The sequence below is a fragment of the Bradyrhizobium sp. genome (assembly GCF_047605465.1).
In the GTDB taxonomy this organism is placed as follows: Bacteria; Pseudomonadota; Alphaproteobacteria; order Rhizobiales; family Xanthobacteraceae; genus Bradyrhizobium.
On sequence record NZ_JASGFS010000040.1, the window covers coordinates 47,609 to 63,438 of the forward strand.

General features: G+C 65.4%; 13 protein-coding genes and 1 pseudogene. 9 read left to right on the top strand and 5 right to left on the bottom strand.

Annotated features, from left to right (window positions below; translation table 11 throughout):
- Complete coding sequence (locus QM712_RS24675; protein WP_415025752.1) at nucleotides 1-630, top strand: FMN-binding negative transcriptional regulator; 630 nt, start codon at nucleotides 1-3, stop codon at nucleotides 628-630.
- Between the two features lie 22 nt (nucleotides 631-652).
- Here the strand turns inward: QM712_RS24675 and gor are convergent, their stop codons facing one another.
- From gor to rpiA, 3 genes are all read right to left on the bottom strand, one after another.
- Entirely contained in the window at nucleotides 653-2,041 is a 1,389-nt protein-coding gene (gene gor, locus QM712_RS24680) for a glutathione-disulfide reductase (RefSeq protein WP_415025753.1), read from the bottom strand.
- A gap of 124 nt (nucleotides 2,042-2,165) precedes the next feature.
- A complete protein-coding gene (locus QM712_RS24685) occupies nucleotides 2,166-2,684 on the bottom strand; it encodes a DUF2059 domain-containing protein (RefSeq protein WP_415025754.1) in 519 nt (172 codons plus the stop codon).
- 3 nt (nucleotides 2,685-2,687) lie between these two features.
- A complete protein-coding gene (gene rpiA, locus QM712_RS24690; protein WP_415025755.1) occupies nucleotides 2,688-3,401 on the bottom strand; it encodes a ribose-5-phosphate isomerase RpiA in 714 nt (237 codons plus the stop codon).
- 150 nt (nucleotides 3,402-3,551) lie between these two features.
- Here rpiA and QM712_RS24695 point away from each other — a divergent pair, with 150 nt between their 5' ends.
- The 5 genes from QM712_RS24695 (at nucleotide 3,552) to QM712_RS24715 (ending at nucleotide 8,551) form a co-directional block, all read left to right on the top strand.
- Nucleotides 3,552-4,232 carry an HAD family hydrolase gene (locus tag QM712_RS24695; RefSeq protein WP_415025756.1) on the top strand — a complete coding sequence of 227 codons (681 nt, stop codon included), beginning with the start codon at nucleotides 3,552-3,554 and terminating at the stop codon, nucleotides 4,230-4,232.
- Between the two features lie 150 nt (nucleotides 4,233-4,382).
- Entirely contained in the window at nucleotides 4,383-4,871 is a 489-nt protein-coding gene (locus tag QM712_RS24700; RefSeq protein ID WP_415025757.1) for a hypothetical protein, read from the top strand.
- 108 nt (nucleotides 4,872-4,979) lie between these two features.
- Nucleotides 4,980-6,014, top strand: a complete 1,035-nt coding sequence (gene moaA / locus QM712_RS24705) for a GTP 3',8-cyclase MoaA (protein ID WP_415025758.1) — start codon at nucleotides 4,980-4,982, stop codon at nucleotides 6,012-6,014.
- Nucleotides 6,015-6,413: 399 nt separating this feature from the next.
- Nucleotides 6,414-6,953, top strand: a complete 540-nt coding sequence (locus QM712_RS24710; protein ID WP_415025759.1) for a TRAP transporter small permease subunit — start codon at nucleotides 6,414-6,416, stop codon at nucleotides 6,951-6,953.
- Complete coding sequence (locus QM712_RS24715) at nucleotides 6,950-8,551, top strand: TRAP transporter large permease (RefSeq protein WP_415025760.1); 1,602 nt, start codon at nucleotides 6,950-6,952, stop codon at nucleotides 8,549-8,551. Before QM712_RS24710 ends, QM712_RS24715 begins: the two co-directional genes overlap by 4 nt.
- A 96-nt stretch (nucleotides 8,552-8,647) precedes the next feature.
- Here the strand turns inward: QM712_RS24715 and QM712_RS24720 are convergent, their stop codons facing one another.
- Entirely contained in the window at nucleotides 8,648-10,090 is a 1,443-nt protein-coding gene (locus tag QM712_RS24720; protein ID WP_415025761.1) for an ATP-binding protein, read from the bottom strand.
- Between the two features lies 1 nt (nucleotide 10,091).
- Nucleotides 10,092-10,766, bottom strand: a complete 675-nt coding sequence (locus QM712_RS24725) for a response regulator transcription factor (protein WP_415025762.1) — start codon at nucleotides 10,764-10,766, stop codon at nucleotides 10,092-10,094.
- 266 nt (nucleotides 10,767-11,032) lie between these two features.
- On the opposite strand from QM712_RS24725, the gene QM712_RS24730 reads away from it, so the two are divergent.
- From QM712_RS24730 to QM712_RS24740, 3 genes and pseudogenes are all read left to right on the top strand, one after another.
- A complete protein-coding gene (locus tag QM712_RS24730) occupies nucleotides 11,033-12,235 on the top strand; it encodes an efflux RND transporter periplasmic adaptor subunit (protein WP_415025763.1) in 1,203 nt (400 codons plus the stop codon).
- 44 nt (nucleotides 12,236-12,279) lie between these two features.
- A complete protein-coding gene (locus tag QM712_RS24735; protein WP_415025764.1) occupies nucleotides 12,280-15,531 on the top strand; it encodes an efflux RND transporter permease subunit in 3,252 nt (1,083 codons plus the stop codon).
- A 22-nt stretch (nucleotides 15,532-15,553) separates the two neighbouring features.
- Nucleotides 15,554-15,830 (top strand): annotated as a pseudogene (locus QM712_RS24740) (histidine kinase); the annotation flags it as partial.

Below are 15,830 nucleotides of genomic sequence, written 5' to 3' on the forward strand. Positions count from 1 at the left end.
ATGTACATCCCCCCGGCCTTCAAGGACGACGACATCGAGAGCATCCGGGCGACCATCCGCGGCGCGCGGCTGGCCGATCTGGTGACGGCCACCGCGGACGGTCCGGTCGCCACGCCGCTGCCGCTCTTCCTCGACGAGAGCGAGGGCGAACGCGGCGTGCTCTACGGGCATGTGGCGAAGGCCAACCCGCAATGGCAACTGCCGCCGATCGGAGACGCGCTGGCGATCTTCAGGGGGCCCGACGCCTATGTGACGCCGTCCTGGTACGCGACCAAGCAGGAGACCGGAAAGGTCGTGCCGACCTGGAATTATGTCGCCGTGCATACCTACGGGCCGGTGGAGTTCTTCCAGGAGCCTGACAGGCTTCTCGATGTGGTGACCCGGCTGACCAGCAAGCACGAAGGATCGCGCGCCAAACCCTGGGCCGTCTCCGATGCGCCCGCGGACTTCATCGCCGCGCAGTTGCGCGGGATCGTGGGCCTGCGCATTCCCGTCGTCCGCTTCGAGGGCAAGCGCAAGATGAGTCAGAACCGTCCGGAGGCCGATCGTATCGGCGTCGCGGGAGGACTGGCAGCCAGCGAAAACCTGCAGGACCGGCAGGCCGCTCCCTTGATCCCGCTGCCGGGCTGACGCCGCGGCCTTCGGGGCGGCCCTACTCCGCCGCCTGCCGGACGTGGCGCGCTGTCGGCGTGCGCATGGTGACGAGTTCTTCGGCCGCGGTCGGATGCAGCGCGATGGTCGCATCGAAGTCGGCCTTGGTCGCCTTCATCTTCACGGCGATCGCGACGGCCTGGGTGATCTCCGCGGCGGCATCGCCGACGATGTGGCAGCCGAGCACGCGGTCGGACGAGCCGTCGACGACGAGCTTCATCAGCACACGGGTATCACGGCCCGACATCGTCGCCTTGATCGGGCGGAACGTCGTCTTGTAGATGTCGACGTGGCTGAACTGCGCACGCGCTTCGGTCTCGGTGAGGCCAACCGTGCCGACCTCCGGCTGCGAGAACACGGCGGTCGGAATGGTCGAATGGTCGACCTTCACGTCGCGCTTGCCGAACACGGTGTCGGCGAAGGCGTGTCCTTCGCGGATCGCGACCGGCGTCAGGTTGAAGCGGTGGGTGACGTCGCCGATCGCGTAGATGCTGTCGACCGAGCTCTTGGAGTGGTGATCGACCGCGATGCCGCCGTTCTTCGGATTGATGGCGACGCCTGCCTTGTCGAGCCCGAGATTGGCGACGGCGGGATGACGGCCGATCGCGAACATCACCTGGTCGGACGCAACGCTCGATCCGTTCGACAGATGGGTGGTGAATTCATCGCCGTGGCGCTCGACCTTCGCCACCGTGCAGCCGGTGAGGATGGTGATGCCCTGCTTCTCCATCTCGCTGCGGACGTGGGCGCGAACGTCTTCGTCGAAGCCGCGCAGGATGTTGTCGCCGCGATAGATCACGGTGACGTCGGAGCCGAAGCCGGCGAAGATGCCGGCAAATTCCAGCGCGATGTAGCCACCGCCCTGGATCACGATCCGTTTCGGCAGCGACTTCAGGTGAAAAGCCTCGTTGGACGAGATCACGTGCTCGATGCCGGGGATCGAAGCGCCGTGGTTGGGCGCGCCGCCGGTCGCGATCAGGATGTACTTCGCCGTGATCTTCCTGTCGTTCTCGAGCAGGCGGACGGTGTGCTTGTCCTCGATCACCGCGCGGCTCTTGACGATCTGCGCGCCGGACTTCTCGACATTGGCGGTGTAGGCCGCCTCCAGCCGCGCGATCTCCTTGTCCTTGTTGGCGATCAGCGTCGCCCAGTCGAAGCTCATCGACGGAATGGTCCAACCGAAGCCGGCGGCGTCCTCGATCTCGTGACGGACATGCGAGCCGATCACGAACAGCTTCTTCGGCACGCAGCCGCGGATCACGCAGGTGCCGCCCATGCGGTACTCTTCCGCGATCATCACGCGGGCGCCGTGGCCGGCCGCGATCCGGGCGGCACGCACGCCGCCCGAACCACCACCGATGACGAAGAGGTCGACGTCGAATTCAGCCATTGTCCACTCCGACCTCTACGGCATGATCCGGAAAAGTGTGGAGCGGCTTTCCGAAAAGACATGCTCAAACGACAACCTAAAGCGCGGTGACGCGCTTTAGGGATTCCTGATCAGATAGGTACTGTCAGATTTCCTTGCCACGCTTGCGCATCTCGGCGCGGAAGGCCCCCATCACCGTCTCGGAGAAGTTCTGGGCCCAGGAGTTCATGAAGGCCATGCTGAGGCCGATGGCGCGCGGCTCGGCCTCGATCAGCTTCTTGCCCAGCGGCGACTTGTAGAAGACGACGAGATCCTTGAGCTCCTGCTCGGTGAACTCGCTGGCATAGATCTGCGCCATGCCGTCACCGATCTCGTTCTGACGGCCGGCGAGCTGCTGCGCGACGATCGGCGCGACCTCGTTGAGATCCTTCTGGTAGTTGAGGTTCTGCTGGGTCAGGGCGATCTTGGTCTTCTCGACCAGGCCGGGCACGGCACCTGCGTACATCGCACCGGCGTTCTTGATCTGCAAGATCTCCTTGGCGGCCGCGATCGCAGCCGGCGTGGCCTTCGGCGGAGCCGCCTGTTGCGCGATGGCCGGGACGGCTGAGAAGGCCAGTCCCACAGCGAGGGTCGCGGCCGGCAGAAGTCTCAAAACGCTCTTCATTCCCTAGTCTCCTTTCGGCTTTCGCCGTTCAATCACGCGGATTCCCTCGCCACCCGCCAAAACAGCCGAGCTGGCCAAGCCGATGAACAACCCATGCTCGACCACGCCCGGGATCACGCTCAGCGCCTTGGCGAGGCTGGCGGGATCCTCAATCCGTCCGAGATGGGCATCGACGATCCAGTGGCCGCCATCGGTGACGAAAACGTGGCCATCTTTGGCCTTGCGGACCGCCATTTGCCCGGAAACGCCGCATTCCGCAAATGCCTTCTCGATCGCCCGCCGGGTCGCTCCCAGGCCGAACGGGATGACCTCGACCGGCAGCGGAAATCGGCCGAGCGTCGGCACCCATTTGGTGTCGTCGGCGATCACGATCATGCGATCCGACGCGGCCGCCACGATCTTCTCGCGCAGCAGCGCGCCGCCGCCGCCCTTGATCAAATTGAGAGCGGGGTCGATCTCGTCCGCGCCGTCGATGGTCAGGTCGAGATGGTCGATGTCGTCGAGCGTGGTCAGGGGCACGCCGCAGCGCTCGGCATCGGCGCGCGTCGTCTCCGAGGTCGGCACGCCGATCACCTTCAGCCCCGCACGCACACGCTCGCCCAGCAGCTCGACGAAATGCTTCGCGGTCGACCCGGTGCCGAGCCCGAGTTGCATGCCGTCGCGCACCTCCTCGAGTGCGCGCGCCGCGGCCTGCCGCTTCAACTGGTCCATATCCAAACTGCGCCCGCCTCTCCTGAAGTGTGCCGGTCGAACAGATCGCTTGCGGCGGCCTATCTAGCCTCGTTTTGACCGCGGGAACAGGCCCATAAGGTGATCTTATGGCCTCGGCCCTTGCGCTGAAACGGCCGGGCCGATAGCGCTTGGACCATGACCTCTCCCCACACGATCGTTTTCGATCTCGACGGCACGCTTGTGGATACGGCGCCCGACCTGATCACCGCGCTCAATTACGTGCTCGACCGCGAAGGGCTGCCGCCCGTGCCGATGCAGTCGGCCCGCAACATGATCGGCGCCGGCGCCCGCAAGCTGATCGAACGGGGGCTCGAGGCCGAGGGCCGCACCGTCACCACCGCGGACATGGACCGGATGACGGCGGATTTCATCGCCTATTACGCCGACCATATCGCCGTGGAATCCCAGCCCTTCGAGGGGCTCGAGGCCGCGCTCGACGATCTCGCCGCGCAGGGCCACCGGCTGGCGGTCTGCACCAACAAGCTGGAATGGCTGTCGCTGCGGCTATTGGACCAGCTCGACCTGAGCCGCCGCTTCGCGGCGATCTGCGGCGCCGACACTTTCGGCGTCCAGAAGCCCGATCCGACCATTTTCCGCGAGACGGTGGCGCGCGCCGGCGGCGACGTCCGGGCCAGCATCATGGTCGGCGACGCCGGAACCGACGTCGGTGTGGCCCGCCGGGCCGGGGTGCCCGTGATCGGGGTCAGCTTCGGCTATACGGATGTGCCGATCGCCGAGCTCAAGCCGGACCGGCTGATTCATCACATGCGCGACCTGCCCGCCGCCGCGAGCAGCCTGATGCCTTCCGCCGGGTGAAATAAGACGCTGAAACTACAATACAAATCCAGCCCACCTCTGCATTAACTATCTGTTGACTATGCGCGTCCGGCCGGTTGCGTGGGCAAAACGGCGCCCATATGGTCCGCGCGGGGATGTGGCGGTTCGTCGCAGCAGAAGTGGATGGTCATGCGTCGTGTCAGCGCGATTGCGTTAGCGGGAGCGAGTCTTCTCGCGGGAATGGGGCTCGGCGGCTGCTCCTCGTGGAACATGTTCAATTCGGCGCCGCCGAACGTCCAGGTCAGGCTCGAATCCAATCCACCCGGCGCCGACGCAAAGACCTCGCTGGGCCCGGGCTGCCAGACCCCCTGCTCGGTCTCGGTTCCCGCGCCCGACACCCCGTTCACGGTCAGTTACGCCCTCAATAAATACCAGCCGGCGACTGTGCCGGTGAACGTCATCAAGAATCCCGGCGATTTCACCACGCCGGCGTCCGTCACCACCGATCCGAATCCGGTCTTCGCGGAGCTGCAGCCGGCGGTCCCGCCCAAACCAGTCCGGAAGCCGCACCGGCCCAGGAAGCCGAAACCGGCTCCGGCTGCAGCCGCCCCTGCCGCGGCGCCGGCGGCAGGCTCGCCGTTCCCCGATCCCAATGCGGCAGCGCCGCCGCAGCGCTGATCTCCGTCAAGGGCCTGATTGTCCTCGGCGCGTCCGGTGCTTAGATTGCTTCCAGAGCACTGCTGGAGCAAAGGTGCGCCCGTCGCCGTAAGTGACAAGGCCTCTCGAATGAACGGACCTTCCGCGAGCCCCCTCGACGCGCTGTCGAGCCCGATGACCGATCCGTTCGGGCGGACCATCAGCTATCTGCGCGTCTCCGTCACCGACCGCTGCGACCTGCGCTGCTTCTACTGCATGTCCGAGGACATGACGTTCCTGCCGAAGGCGGACCTGCTGACGCTGGAGGAACTCGACCGGCTCTGCTCGGCCTTCATCGCCAAGGGCGTGCGGAAGCTGCGACTCACCGGCGGAGAACCGCTGGTCCGCCGCAACGTGATGTCGCTGGTGCGCTCGCTCTCGCGCCATCTCGCCAGCGGCGACCTGCGCGAACTGACGCTGACCACCAACGGCACCCAGCTCGCGAAACACGCGCAGGAACTCGCCGATTGCGGCGTGCGCCGGATCAACGTCTCGCTCGACACGCTCGACCCGCGGAAGTTTCGCGAGATCACCCGCTGGGGCGAGATCGACAAGGTGCTGGAAGGCATCGAGGCCGCGCGCGCCGCGGGCCTCGGCGTGAAGATCAACGCGGTGGCGCTGAAGAATTTCAACGACGACGAGCTGCCCGATTTGATGCGGTGGGCCCATGGCAAGGGCATGGGGCTGACGCTGATCGAGGTGATGCCGATGGGCGAGATCGGCACGGGCCGCATCGACCAGTACCTGCCCCTTTCGCTGGTGCGCGCGCGGCTCGCCCAGCAGTTCACCCTGACGGATCTCGCCGAGACGACCGGAGGGCCGGCGCGCTATGTCAGCGTTGCCGAGACCGGCGGCAAACTCGGCTTCATCACGCCGATGACCCACAATTTCTGCGAATCCTGCAACCGGGTGCGCATCACCTGCACGGGAACGCTGCACACCTGCCTCGGCCACGAGGATGCCTCCGATTTGCGCAAGCCGCTGCGCGCATCGCGCGAGGATGAACTGCTGGCGGCCGCGATCGACCGCGCCATCGGGCTGAAGCCCAAGGGCCACGACTTCATCATCGACCGCCGCCACGACCGCCCCAGCGTCTCCCGGCACATGAGCGTCACCGGCGGCTGAGGAATCGGCCCCTGCTCGCCGTCAACCTAAGCTTTTGACCGAGCGTCAATTTGTCCATTTTCCGATTGACGGCACGCAAGCCCGCTGGTTTGGTGCGACCGCCTTTGCTTGCCCGGCAACGATAAGCCGGCCCGCCCCTTTGGCGGTCGCGGTCAAGACGGCAAGGCACGTGGGGAGGACTGACGCCGCAACCGCTCCGGACAACGAGCCATGTGGCCGCGTGCCTGTTGCACGCGGGCCGAGCGATGCGTGCCGATGCCTCCCGTGAAGTCTAGAGCGCGATGAGACGCGGATGAATCGTCGTCCGCGCATTGGGGTGTTGTTCGAGCATGATCTCTTCGGAAAGCCGCTTCGCGCTGTTCCCGATGATGCTCCAGGCCGCGACGGAGAGAAAGTAAGATGCGTCCATTGCTGTCGGTGAGCAACGCCATCGACCTCCTCAACGAGAAGATCGGTTACTTCTGTAATCTTCTCGTGCTCCTCGCCTGCCTGGTCAGCGCGGTCAACGCCATGATCCGCTACGCCTTCAGCTATTCCTCGAACGGCTGGCTGGAACTGCAATGGTACATGTTCGCGATCCTCGTGATGTTCGGATCGTCCTACACGTTCAAGCGCAACGAGCATGTGCGCGTCGAGATCTTCTATCTGACGCTGTCCGAGCGCGGCCAGCTCTGGCTCGACCTCGTCGGCACGCTGTTCTTCCTGATCCCCTCCTGCCTCCTGCTCGCCTACCTGTCCTGGCCGTTCTTCATGCAGGCCTATGACGTCGGCGAGATGTCGGGCAATGCCGGCGGCCTGATCCGCTGGCCCATCAAGTTCGTGATCCCGGCCGGCTTCGTGTTGCTGGCGCTGCAGGGTTTTTCCGAAGTCATCAAGCGTATCGCGGCTCTCCAGGGCTATGTGACGATCGACGCCAAGTACGAGAGGCCGACCCAATGATTACGCTGGAGATGATGCCGCCGTTGATGTTCGGCGGCCTGGTTCTGGCGATGCTGATCGGCTTCCCCGTCGCGTTCACGCTGGCGGCCGTCGGCCTTTCCTTCGGCTTCCTCGCCATCCATCTCGGTTTCTTCGACCTCAACTTCCTCCAGGCGATTCCCGGCCGCGTGTTCGGCAGCGTGCTCTCCAACGAACTGCTGCTGGCGATCCCGTTCTTCACCTTCATGGGCGCCATATTGGAGAGATGCGGGCTCGCCGAGGACATGCTGGATTCGATGGGCCAGCTGTTCGGCCCGGTCCGCGGCGGTCTCGGCTATTCCGTGATCATCGTCGGCTTCATCCTCGGCGCCATCACCGGCACGGTGGCGGCGCAGGTCATCGCCATGGCGCTGATCTCGATGCCGGTGATGATCCGCTACGGCTACAACATGCGCTACATCACCGGCGTGCTCGCGGCATCCGGCACCATCACGCAGCTGGTGCCGCCCTCGCTGGTGCTGATCGTGCTCGCCGACCAGCTCGGCAAGTCGGTCGGCGACATGTATCTCGGCGCCTGGGGCCCCTCGGTGTTCCAGATCATGCTGTTCGCCGGCTACACCTTCATCCTCGGCCTGGTCAAACCCGACCACGTGCCGCCGGTGCCGCTGGAAGCGCGCACGCTCACGGGATGGGCGCTGTGGAAGAAGTGCCTGATGGGCATCATCCCCTCCGCCGTGCTGATCTTCGTCGTGCTCGGCACCATGATGATGGGCCTTGCAACCCCGACGGAAGCCGGCGCCATGGGCGCGGTCGGCGCCATCGTGCTCGCCGCGATCCACCACAAGGACTTCACCTCGACCGACCGCAAGGTGCTGGTCATCGGCATCATCGCCGCCGGCATCGGCACCATCGTCGCGATGCTGTTCACGGAGAACCTGGTCTTCAAGATCGCGTTCGCCGTGACCTATCTGGCGGTCGCCTGGATCTGCTTCTCGGCGGCGCGCATCCCCGACCTGCGCGACCTCATCAAGCAGGGCTACGAATCCACCATGCGGCTCACCTGCATGGTCACCTTCATCCTGATCGGCTCGACCTGCTTCTCCGTCGTGTTCCTGGGCGTCTCCGGCGGCGTCTGGCTGGAGCACCTGCTGACCTCGCTGCCCGGCGGTGTCTGGGGCTTCCTGATCTTCATCAACCTCTTCATCTTCTTCCTGGCGTTCTTCCTCGACTTCTTCGAGATCGCCTTCATCATCCTACCGATGATCGCGCCGATCGCGCAGAAGATCCTGGGACCGGTCGTCGGCGACGGACCGGCGCTGATCTGGTTCGGCGTGATGCTCTGCGTCAACATGCAGACCTCGTTCCTGCACCCCCCGTTCGGCTTCGCGCTGTTCTACCTGCGCGGTGTGGCGCCGAAGGAAGTGAAGAGCTCCGACATCTACTGGGGCGCGATGCCCTGGATCGGCCTGCAGATGATCATGGTGCTGATCGTGATCGCTTTCCCGGTCACGGTGACGGGCCTGCTCGACAAGCCGGTCAACGTCGATCTCGACAAGGTCAAGATCGAGGTGCCGCAGATCGACCTGCCGCCGCTCGATCTCGGCCCGCCGCAGAAATAGCGGCTCCCGGGATGGCGGCCTGAGGCCGCCGTCTTGCGAGACACGCCGCAGCGTGGCTTCGGCCACGGCGCCGGATGATCCGCGGCGCCAGTCCCCTTACCCGGATCGCATCTGGCGATGCAGTCCGTCGTCCCCGACGAGCGCGGAGGGCGCAGACCGAACCCCGCGCCGCGTCTTCTCGTTCGCCGCCGCGCCGTCCGCCAGCCTGAAGCGCAGCGTGAATTGCGCGCCGCCGCCCGGGAGGTTCTCCACCGAAATCGCCGCGGCGTGGTCGTCCGCCACGGCACGCACGATCGAAAGGCCCAGGCCCGCGCCGTCGGTGCGCCGGCGGTCGCCGCGCCAGAACCGCTGGAAGATCAGCTCGCGCTCGCCTTCCGCGATGCCCGGACCGCAATCGCGCACCCGCAGCGAACCATCATCGCTCACCTCGACATCCACCGACGTATTCTTCGCGGTGAACTTGATGGCGTTTTCGGCGAGGTTGAAGATCGCGCGCTGAAGCATCACGGAATTGCCGCGGATGATCACCGGCGCGTCGGTCCCCTTGAGCGCGATGTCCTTGTGCTGGGTCAGCGCGAACGGCGCGATCGCGCCGATCACCTCGGCGCTGACCGCACGCAGATCCGCGGTCTCGTCGGGATCGATCACCAGCGTATCGAGCTCGGCGATCTCGAGCAGCTGGGCGACGATCCGGCTCATGCTCTCGATATCGGCATGCAGCGCTTGCCTGGCAGCGCCGTCGCCGAGCGATTCGATCCGGGTGCGCAGGATCGCAAGCGGCGTGCGCAGCTGGTGCGCGGCGTCGGCCGTGAACTGCCGCTGCACGCGGAAACCGCCCTCGAGCCGGTCGAGCGCCTGGTTGACGGCGGTGACCAGCGGCATGATCTCGCGCGGGATGTGCTCGGTCGGCAGGCGCACGTCGGTGCGCGAAGGGCCGATGTTGCTCGCCTCCTCCGAGGCCTTCCAGAGCGGCGCGACCGCGCGGCGGAAGATGATGATGTCGATCGCGAGCAGGATCAGGAGAATCGGGATGGTGATCCAGCCCACCCGCCGGAAGAAATTCGAGATGATGTCGTCGATGATGACGTCACGATGGGCCAGATCCTCGCCGACATGGATGCGCACCGTCTTGCCGTCGATGATCCGGGTGACGCCCGCGCCGGAAATGGTGTCGGACGACCGCTGCGCGAGCGCGGCGGCGCCTGACCGCCGGTGCGAGGAAAACAGCAAGCGGCCCTCCGCATCGCGAATGTCGTATTGGTAGCGGCCGTAGGCGTCGGAGTAGAGCCCGCGCAGGCTGTCTGGCAGATTGAACGTCAACGAGCCGTCCGGCTGAACGACGATGCGCTCGGCGAGCACTTCCGCCTGCGCCCGCATGGCCTCGCGGTGCAACTGATCGACTTCCGAGTTGAGCAGCCAGAACAGCACCAGAGGCAGGAAGATCGCGACCACCGCGACCGCCACGATGTGCAGGAACACGATCCGCCAGATCAGCGATTTGAACGTGAGCGATCCGGCATAGGTCCCGGCAGAGGACACGCTATTTCTCCTCGGCCATGAGATAGCCGACACCGCGAATGGTGTGGATCACGACCTTGGCGCCATGCTCGGCGAGCTGCTTGCGCAGCCGCGAGACATAGACCTCGACCGCGTTGGAAGCGACCTCGCCCTCGAGCCCGAAGATGTGGTCCTCGACATTCTTCTTCGGCACCACGCGCCCCTGCCGGCGCAGGAGAATCTCAAGCACCGACGCCTCGCGCGACGAGATGATCCGCGGCTGGTCGTCGACGAAGATCTGCCGGCCTTCGGTATCGTAGACGAGATTGGCCAGACGCAGCGAGCGGCCGAGCAATTGCCCGGGCCTGCGCAGGATCGCCTCGAGCCGCGCCACGAGTTCCTCCATCGCGAACGGCTTCGCGAGGTAATCGTCCGCGCCGCTGCGCAAGCCGTTGACGCGGTCCTGCAATCCGCCGCGCGCGGTGAGCACCAGCACGGGCAGCGGATTGGTCTGGCGGCGCAGTTCCCGCAGGAACGACAAGCCGTCCCCGTCGGGCAATCCCAGGTCGAGGATCATCGCGGCATAGCCGACATTGCGCACGGCCTCGCGCGCCTCGGCGACGTTGTTCACGACATCGCTCTCGTAGCCGGCCACCACCAGCCCGTTGGCGACGAGCTGCGACAGCTCGACATTGTCCTCGACAATCAGAAGGCGCATGCGCTGAACTCGAATACGGTACTATTGTACCACACGGCAGTGCCGCGACGACGATGTGTCCCACCATTCGCCAGGTTCGGCCAGCGAAAAGAGGTCCTGCCAGCCCGTCAAATGCACGTCGTGAACCGTAAGGTGAGCGTCAGCCAAGGCTGGTAACAAAACTTCATCTTCGCCACCGCGATTGCAGTGCCCGCCTCGACGCGTGCGGCGATTGCAGGACCGTGGGCAGGCGCAACAAACGTAGTCAGAACAGGGCGTGAGCGGTGGTGGCATTTCGTATCAAGCTTGCCGGCATAACGGCCAGCATTGCCGCGGCGTCCGCCATCGTTGCCGGCGTCTGGGTGCTGACGCGCGCCAATGAGCTGGGCTCGGCCAAGGCCGCGCAACCCGCCGCCGTCAGCGACGTCGACATCGCGCAGCAGGCCATCAACGTCACCGACAAGCAGGCCGACGGCTTCAAGATCATGCCGGCGGAGGAGCGCGCCTTCCGCGTGGTCAAGCAGGCGGTCGGATCGATCGACTTCAACCAGAACATGCTGGTGCAGGTGTTCACGCCGAATCCCGGCAAGATCGTCGACACGTTCTTCAACGTCGGCGAGACCGTCAACCGGGGACAGACGCTCTTCACCATCGACAGTCCCGACCTGCTCCAGGCGGAATCGACGCTGCTGGCGGCCGCCGGCGTGCTCGAGCTGCAGACACGCACGCTGACGCGCGTGAAGCAGCTGCTCAAGACCGGCGGCGGCGCGCAGAAGGACGTCGACCAGGCCACCTCGGACCAGCAGACCGCCGAAGGCAATTTCAAGGCGGCGCGCGACGCGGTGCGCATCTTCGGCAAGACCGACGAGGAGATCGATCGCATCGTCGCCGACCGCAAAGTCGACTCGATCCTGATCGTGCCGAGCCCGATCTCGGGCCAGATCGTCGCGCGCGTTGCCGCACCCGGCCTCTATGTCCAGCCGGGCAACGCGCCCTCGCCCTACACGCTCGCCGATCTCTCGACCATGTGGATGGTCGCCAACGTCATCGAGACCGACGCGCCGGCCTATCGCATCGGCCAGCCCGTCGCGGTCAGCGTGCCTGCCTATCCCAACCAGGTGTTCCGCGGTCATGTGACGACGCTGGGGCTGAACATCGACCCGACCACGCATCGCCAGCTGGTCCGCTCGGTGATCGACGATCCCGAGCACAAGCTGCGCGCCGGCATGCTGGCGGGTTTCTCGATCGAGACCGAAGGGCCGCGGCAATCGGTCGCCGTGCCGGCGAACGCCGTCGTGCGCGAAGGCGACGGCACCATGACCGTCTGGGTCACGCCCGACCGCCGCCGCTTCGAGCGGCGCACGGTGGTGGTCGGCATCACGCAGGACGACTGGTGTCAGATCCTCGACGGGCTCAAGCCCGGCGAGCTCGTGGCTTCGACCGGCGCCATCTTCCTCTCCAACAAGTTCGCCACGGCAGTCACAGGCTGAAGTGACGTCGGTCAACCGGACGAACCGGCGCTGAGTGCGGAATCGTGATCAAAAGCATCATCACCTTCGGTCTGACCCGCAGCGCGATCATCGTGCTCGGCCTCGTCGTGTTCTGCGCCGCGGGCCTTGCCGCCTTCAGCAAGCTGAACATCGAGGCCTATCCGAATCCGGCCCCCGTGATCCTCGAGATCACCGCCCAGGCGCCCGGCCTGTCCGCGGAGGAGATGGAGAAGTACTACACGATCCCCATGGAGGTCGGGCTGTATCCGACACCGGGCGTCGTCAGCATCCGCTCGACCTCGTTCTACGGACTGTCCTTCGTGCGCGTCACCTTCCGCTACGGTGTCGACTATTATTTCGCGCTGACGCAGGCCGCCAACAGCATCCAGCAGAACATCCAGCTTCCCGGCAACCAGGTGCCGACCATCCAGCAATCGAGCCTGGTCGGCGAGATCTACCGCTACCAGGTCGTGGGCCCGCCGAATTTCGGCCTGACCAATCTCCGTACCCTCCAGGATTATGTGGTCGCCCGGCGCCTGATGACCATTCCCGGCGTGGTGCAGATCAACTCCTGGGGCGGCACCACCAAGCAGTTCAACGTCGACGCCGACCTGCAGAAACTCGAGGCCTACAACATCACCGTGCCGCAGCTCGTCTCGGCGCTCGGCAATGCCAACGTCAATGTCGGCGGCCGCGAGATCGCGATCGGCCAGCAATCCGTCAACATCCGCGGCATCGGCCTGATCGATTCGGGCGGCGCTGACGACGTCACCAAGGGCTACAAGGTCGCGGACATCGAGAACATCGTCCTGACCCAGTCGAGCGGCCTGCCGATCCAGATCAAGGACGTCGCAAAAGTCTCGGTCGGTTACGTGCCGCGGCTCGGCATCGCCGGCAAGGACCGGCAGGACGACATCGCGGCCGCCATTGTCGTCATGGGCCGCACCCAGCACACCAACGACATCATTCCGAAGGTCGAGGAAGAGGTCGCCAAGATCAACAGCGACGGCACCCTGCCCCCGGGCGTCAAGGTCGTGCCCTATTACGACCGCAGCGCGCTGGTCAACGTCACCACCCACACCGTGCTCCACAATCTGGTGTTCGGCTGCCTGCTGGTGTTCGTGATCCAGTGGGTGTTCCTCGGCAATCTGCGCAGCGCGCTGATCGTCTCGGCCAACATCCCGTTCGCATTGTTCTTCGCCATCATCATCCTGGTGCTCCAGGGTGAAGACGCCAACCTGCTGTCGCTCGGCGCGGTCGATTTCGGCATCATCGTCGATTCCGCCGTGATCATGATGGAGAACATCTTCCGCAATTTCCAGTCGAGCCCGGAAAACCGCGCGCGCATCTTGCAGCACCTTGCCGAAGGCTATTGGGGCGCCGACCCGACCACGTCCACCCACGGCCAGCAGACCACGGCGCGATGGACCGAACGGCTCAGGATGATCTTCATCAGCGCGTTGCAGGTCGACAAGGCCGTGTTCTTCACCGCCGCGATCACGGTCACCGCGTTCGTGCCGCTGTTCACCATGCAGGGCGTCGAAGGCCAGATCTTCGGACCGATGGCCCGGACGTATGGTTATGCGCTTGCCGGCGCGTTGCTCGCCACCTTCACGGTGACGCCGGTGCTCGCCTCGCTGCTGCTGCCGAGACATATCGAGGAAACCGAGACAATCATCGTGCGCGCCCTGCGCGGGGCCTATACGCCCGTGCTGCGCTGGGCGCTGAGCCGCGTCAAGCTGGCCGTCACCGCCGGCATCATCTTCCTCGCCATCTCGACGCTGGCGGCAAGCCGGCTCGGCAGTGAGTTCCTACCTGCGCTCGAAGAGGGCAATTTCTGGATCCGCGCGGCGATGCCGCCGACCATCTCGCTCGAGGCCGGCACCGAGGCGACGCGCAAGATGCGCGACATCCTGCTGCGTCATCCCGAAATCATCACCGTAGTCTCGCAGCACGGCCGCCCAGACAATGGCAGCGATGCCTCGCCCTTCTCCAATGTCGAATTATTCGCGCCGATCAAGCCGTTCGACGAATGGCCCAAGGGCCTGACCAAGGAGATTCTCACCGAGGAGCTGCAGAAGGAATTCGCCGAGGAGCTGCCCGGCATCAGCTTCAATTTCTCGCAATACATCCAGGACAACATCGAAGAAGCGCTGTCCGGCGTGAAGGGCGCAAATTCGATTAAGATCATCGGCCCCAACCTCGACGTGCTGGAGAAGACGGCGACCAAGGTGATGGACGTCATGCGCGACGTTCGCGGCGTCGCCGATCTCGGCCTCTTCCATCTGGTCGGGCAACCCAACCTCAACATCAAGGTCAACCGCGAGAAGACGGCCCGCTACGGCCTCAACACCGGCGATGTCACCGCCGTGGTGCAGGCGGCGCTCGGCGGCACCATCGCGACCAGCGTGCTGGAAGGCGACCGCACCTTCGCGGTCGCGGTCCGGCTCGATCCGAAATTCCGGCAGAGCATCGATGCGGTGCGCGACATCAAGGTCGCATATCAGACACCTTCCGGCACCAACGCCTACATCCCGCTCAGTGAGCTCGCTGACATCTCGCTCGATACCGGGGCACTGTTCATCTATCGCGAGCGCAGCCAGCGCTACATCCCGATCAAGTTCAGCGTACGCGGCCGCGACCTCGGCGGCACCGTCGCCGAAGCACAGCAGCGCGTCGCCGATGCGGTCCAGCTCCCGCCCGGCTACCGCATCATCTGGTCCGGCGAGTTCGACAATCTCGAGGCCGCCAAGGCGCGGCTGATGATCGTGGTGCCGGTGACGCTGCTGCTGATCTTCGTGCTGCTGTACAGCCTGTTCAACTCCATCCGCGACAGCCTGCTGGCGCTTGCCGGCATTCCCTTCGCGGTCGGCGGCGGGTTGATCGCGCTCTACCTCGCCGGTCTCGACTTCAGCATCTCGGCCGCGATCGGCTTCATCTCGCTGTTCGGCGTCGCCGTGATGGATGGCATTCTCAACATCACCTATTTCCGCGAGCTGCGCGCATCCGGCATGACCATCGCGGAAGCGGTGTTCAACGGCGCCGAGCAGCGGATGCGACCGATGCTGATGACCGCGCTCTCCGCCGGCGTCGGGCTGTTCCCGGCGGCGCTGTCGCACGGCATCGGCAGCCAGGTGCAGCGGCCGCTCGCGACCGTCGTGGTCGGCGGCATGTTCATCGGACCGTTGCTGCTGCTCGTGGTCGCGCCGGCCCTGCGCAAGATCTTCCTCTCGCGCGAGAGAGAGCCGTCGCAGGAAGACAGCGCAGCCGCATCGCCCCCCGAAGTGGCCCATTAGGAAGGCGCGGCAGATGCGCAGCATGATCCGACCTCTCCGTTTCGCCCGGACGCTGGCCGCCGGTACCGCCGCTCTGTGGTTGACGGGCTGCGCCGTCGGCCCGGACTTCGTGACCCCGCCCGCGCCCGACGTCGCGCGGTACACGCCCGAGAAGCTCACGTCGCCGCGCGTCGATGCCGACGGGCCGCGCGTGCCGCGGCAGCGCTTCGTCGACGGCGCCGACATGCCGGCCCTTTGGTGGGCTGCGTTCCGCTCCAAACCGCTGAACGAACTGATCCGGCTCTCGGTCCAGCACAATC